The following is a 3,558-nucleotide window of genomic DNA, read 5'->3' as shown; positions in this document are numbered from 1 at the left end:
ACACCGAGGGCCGCACCCTCACCGGGCTGGACGACGAGGCGCTCGACCTGGCCGGGCTGGACGAGTCCGGCCGCCGCGCCCTGGTCGGCGAGGCTGCCCTGCTCGCCGCCCTCGACCGCGAGCGCACCGGCCGGATGGCCACCGCCGTCGCCACCATCCAGGCCGAACAGGACCGGGTGATCCGCGCCCCGCTGCCCGGCGCCCTGGTCGTCCAGGGCGGCCCCGGCACCGGAAAGACGCTGGCCGCGCTGCACCGGGCCGCCTACCTGCTGTTCACCCACCGCGCCGCGCTGGAACGCCGCGGCATCCTGGTCATCGGCCCCAACTCCGGCTTCCTGCGGTACATCGAGGAGGTGCTGCCCGCCCTCGGGGAGACCGAGGTGGTGCTGCGGACCGTCGGCGAACTGTTCCCCGGCGTCACCGCGACCGGCACCGACGCGCCCGCCACGGCCGTCGCCAAGGGCGGCCCCTGGATGGCGGACGCCCTCCGCCGCGCCGTCGCCGCCCACCAGTCCGCCCCGGCCGGCGGCCTGGACCTCGGCGAGGGGCTGCGCGTCTCCGCCCGCGCCTGCGCCCAGGCCCGGGACGCCGCCCGCGGCCTGCGGGTGCCGCACAACCGGGCCCGCACCTTCTACCTGCGCACCCTGCTGGACGCCCTCGCCATCGCCCAGGCGCTGTCCCTCGGCCGCCCCTACGACGAGGAGGAGGCGCACTACGCGCCGCGCGAGCTGTGGGCCCGGGAGGAGGTCCGCGCCGCGCTCGACCCGCTCTGGCCGGCCCTCACCCCACAGCTACTGCTCGAACGGCTGCTCACCGACCGGGAGTTGCTCGCCGAGGCCGCCCCCGAGCATGCGGCCGCGCTGCTCCGCCCGCCCGACTCCCCCTGGACGGCCGAGGACGTCCCCCTGCTCGACGAGGCCGCCGAGCTCCTCGGCGGCCCCGACCGGGCCGGCGGATCCGAGCAGGATCACGAGCATGACGCGGACGAACTCTCCTTCGCCCAGGGAGTGTTGACCATCACCGGCCAGACCGGCGACGCCCTGCTGGACGCCGCCGCACTGGCCGAGCGCTTCCGGGACGACGGCCCGTACCGCTCCACCGCCGAACGCGCCGGCGCCGACCGCACCTGGGCGTACGGACACGTGGTGGTGGACGAGGCGCAGGAGCTCTCCGCGATGGCCTGGCGCACCGTGCTGCGCCGCGTCCCGACCAACTCGCTCACCATCGTCGGCGACCTCGCCCAGACCGGATCGCCCGCCGGAGCCCACAGCTGGGCCGAGATGCTCGACCCGCACCTGCCCGGCCGCTGGCGCGAGGAACGGCTCACCGTCAACTACCGCACGCCGGCGCCGATCATGGCCCTCGCCGCCGCCGTACTGCGCACCGCCGCACCCGACCAGCGGCCGCCCGAGTCCATCCGGCCGGGCATCGAGCAGCCGAGGGCCGTCCCCGTACCGGACCGCGACTTCGCCGCCGCGCTGGCCGAACTGCCCACCGTTGCAGGCACCTTGGGCGTGATCGCCCCGGACGCGCTGGCGCCGGGGCTGGGTGCGCTGACCGTCACGGCGGCCAAGGGGCTGGAGTTCGACCACGTCGTGGTGGTCGAACCCGCCGAGCTCGGCCCACGGGAGCGCTACGTCGCGCTCACCCGGGCCACCCGTACGCTCACCCTGCTCCACCACCGGCCACTGCCGCCGGAACTCGCCGAGGCACTCTGACCCCGGGCGGAGGACGGACGGACGGGCCCCGCGCGGCCGCTACTGCTGCGCGCCGCCCGTCCGGCCGGCCAGCACCGGCAGCACCTGCGCGCAGATCGAGTGCAGGGCGATCCGCTGCTCCTCGGTCATCGCCTCGAAGGCCTGGTGGGTGCGGCCCATCTCGCCGCGGATGCGGTCGAGGATCTCCCGGCCCTCATCCGTGATCACCACGATCTTCACCCGGCGGTCACCGGCCGCCGCCTCCCGGTTGGCGAGGCCCAGCGACTCCAGCCGGTCCACGATCCCGGTCACGTTCGACGCGTCGCAGCCCAGCCGCCCGGCCAGCGCCCGCATCGGCACCGGCTCCTGCACCGCGCCCAGCGCCTTGGCCTGGGAGGAGGACAGCCCGTGCCGGGCCGCGGCGGCCGCGAAGTCCTGGAAGTACGCGGCGCCGACGGCGGCCAACGCCTCCATCAGCTCGGCGGTGGTCGGGACGGTCGTCGTCGAGGTCGAACCCATGGGGCTAGCGTACGACCGAGTGCTTCACCAACTCAAGCTTTGACCAGGGCAACCGTCCGCGAGCCACCTCACACTTCCCCCGAACGGAGCACTCCGGCGAAGCCGGCGATCAGAGGCGGTCAGAAGCGGTCGAAGGTGGTCGGGTCGGCCAGAGGTGGCCAGAGGTGGCCAGCGGTGGTCAGCGGTGGTCAGAGCACCAGCTGATCGAACAGCCGCCGCAGCTCCGCGTCCGGGTCCGCGGTCAGCCCGGTGTGCACCGGGCCGGGCTGGACGATCGCGCTGCGCGGCGCGGTCAGCCAGCGGAACCGCTGACCGGGGCTGTCCGAAGCCGCCGGACCGGCCTGCGGGCCGCCCAGGCAGACCGCCTCGATCCCGTGCAGCGCCCGCCGCACCCCCTGCACGTCCGCCACCGGGTCCAGCGCCAGCAGCCGGGCCTGGTCCAGGTGCGTACGCGAGGCCAGGTGCGCGCTCTGCCGGCAGTACAGCAGCACCCCGACGTTGATGCACTCGCCACGCTCGACCCGCGGCACCGCCCGGATCACCGCGTACTCGTAGTCGTGCAGCTCGACGGTGGCCGGCAACGCGGCCGCCAACGGCTCGGTCATGCGGGCACCTCCGGCAGCCAGTCACGCGGACCGGCCAGTCGTTCGGTCAGCTGAGCGCGGTAGGCGGCGCGCACCTCGTCCGGCGAGTCGAACCCGAACTCGTCCATCAGCCAGACCTCGGGGATCTGCGCCACGGCCGCCTCGATCGCACCCTCCGCGACCGGCGCGAGCGCCTTGTCCGCCGCCGCCAGGTCCGGCCGGGAGCGCAGCAGCGCGTGGTCGGAGGCGTCGTACGGACGGCGCACCCAGGCCGCGGCGCCGGGCCAGTTGTGGTGGAAGATCAGGCTCGCGCCGTGGTCGATCAGGCGCAGCCCGCCGGTCGCCACCAGCAGGTTGGGGTTGCGCCAGGAGCGGTCGACATTGCCGATCAGCGCGTCGAACCAGAGCACCTGACCGGCGAGTTCGGAGTCGACCTCGAAGCAGAGCGGGTCGAAGTTGAGCGCTCCGCTGACGAAGGCCATCCCGAGGTTGGTCCCGCCGCTGGCCCGCATCTGGTCCTGGATCTGGTGGTCCGGCTCGCTGCGCGCGAGCACCGGGTCCAGGTCGACGGTCACCAGCTCCGGCACCGGCAGACCGAGCCGCCGGCCCAACTCCCCGGCCAGCACCTCCGCCACCAACGCCTTGCGGCCCTGCGCCGCGCCGACCCATTTCAGCGCGTACAGCCGCCGGTCGTCGGCCTCGACCAGGCCCGGCATCGAGCCGCCTTCTCGCAGTGGCGTCACATACCGGACCGCCGT

Annotated in this window: 4 protein-coding genes; 1 reads left to right on the top strand and 3 read right to left on the bottom strand. The window is 74.8% G+C overall.

What is annotated here, in order from left to right; all coding sequences use genetic code 11:
* Positions 1-1,718 (top strand): AAA family ATPase (locus tag J0670_RS33195; protein ID WP_207815903.1); only part of this gene is annotated, 1,718 nt, incomplete at its 5' end.
* A 39-nt stretch (positions 1,719-1,757) separates the two neighbouring features.
* On the opposite strand, the gene J0670_RS33190 is transcribed toward J0670_RS33195, so the two are convergent.
* The 3 genes from J0670_RS33190 to J0670_RS33180 all read right to left on the bottom strand — a co-directional run.
* On the bottom strand, positions 1,758-2,216 hold the full coding sequence (locus J0670_RS33190) for a MarR family winged helix-turn-helix transcriptional regulator (protein WP_207815901.1): 459 nt from the start codon (positions 2,214-2,216) through the stop codon (positions 1,758-1,760).
* Between the two features lie 188 nt (positions 2,217-2,404).
* A complete protein-coding gene (locus J0670_RS33185; protein WP_207815891.1) occupies positions 2,405-2,821 on the bottom strand; it encodes a DUF3037 domain-containing protein in 417 nt (138 codons plus the stop codon).
* Positions 2,818-3,558, bottom strand: a 741-nt coding sequence (locus J0670_RS33180) for a HipA family kinase (RefSeq protein ID WP_207815889.1), incomplete at its 5' end; no start/stop codon positions are given. The genes J0670_RS33185 and J0670_RS33180, both read right to left, overlap by 4 nt.

The organism is Streptomyces sp. FH025 (assembly GCF_017427025.1).
Lineage (GTDB): Bacteria > Actinomycetota > Actinomycetes > Streptomycetales > Streptomycetaceae > Kitasatospora.
This window is presented reverse-complemented; position numbering and strand designations above follow the sequence as displayed.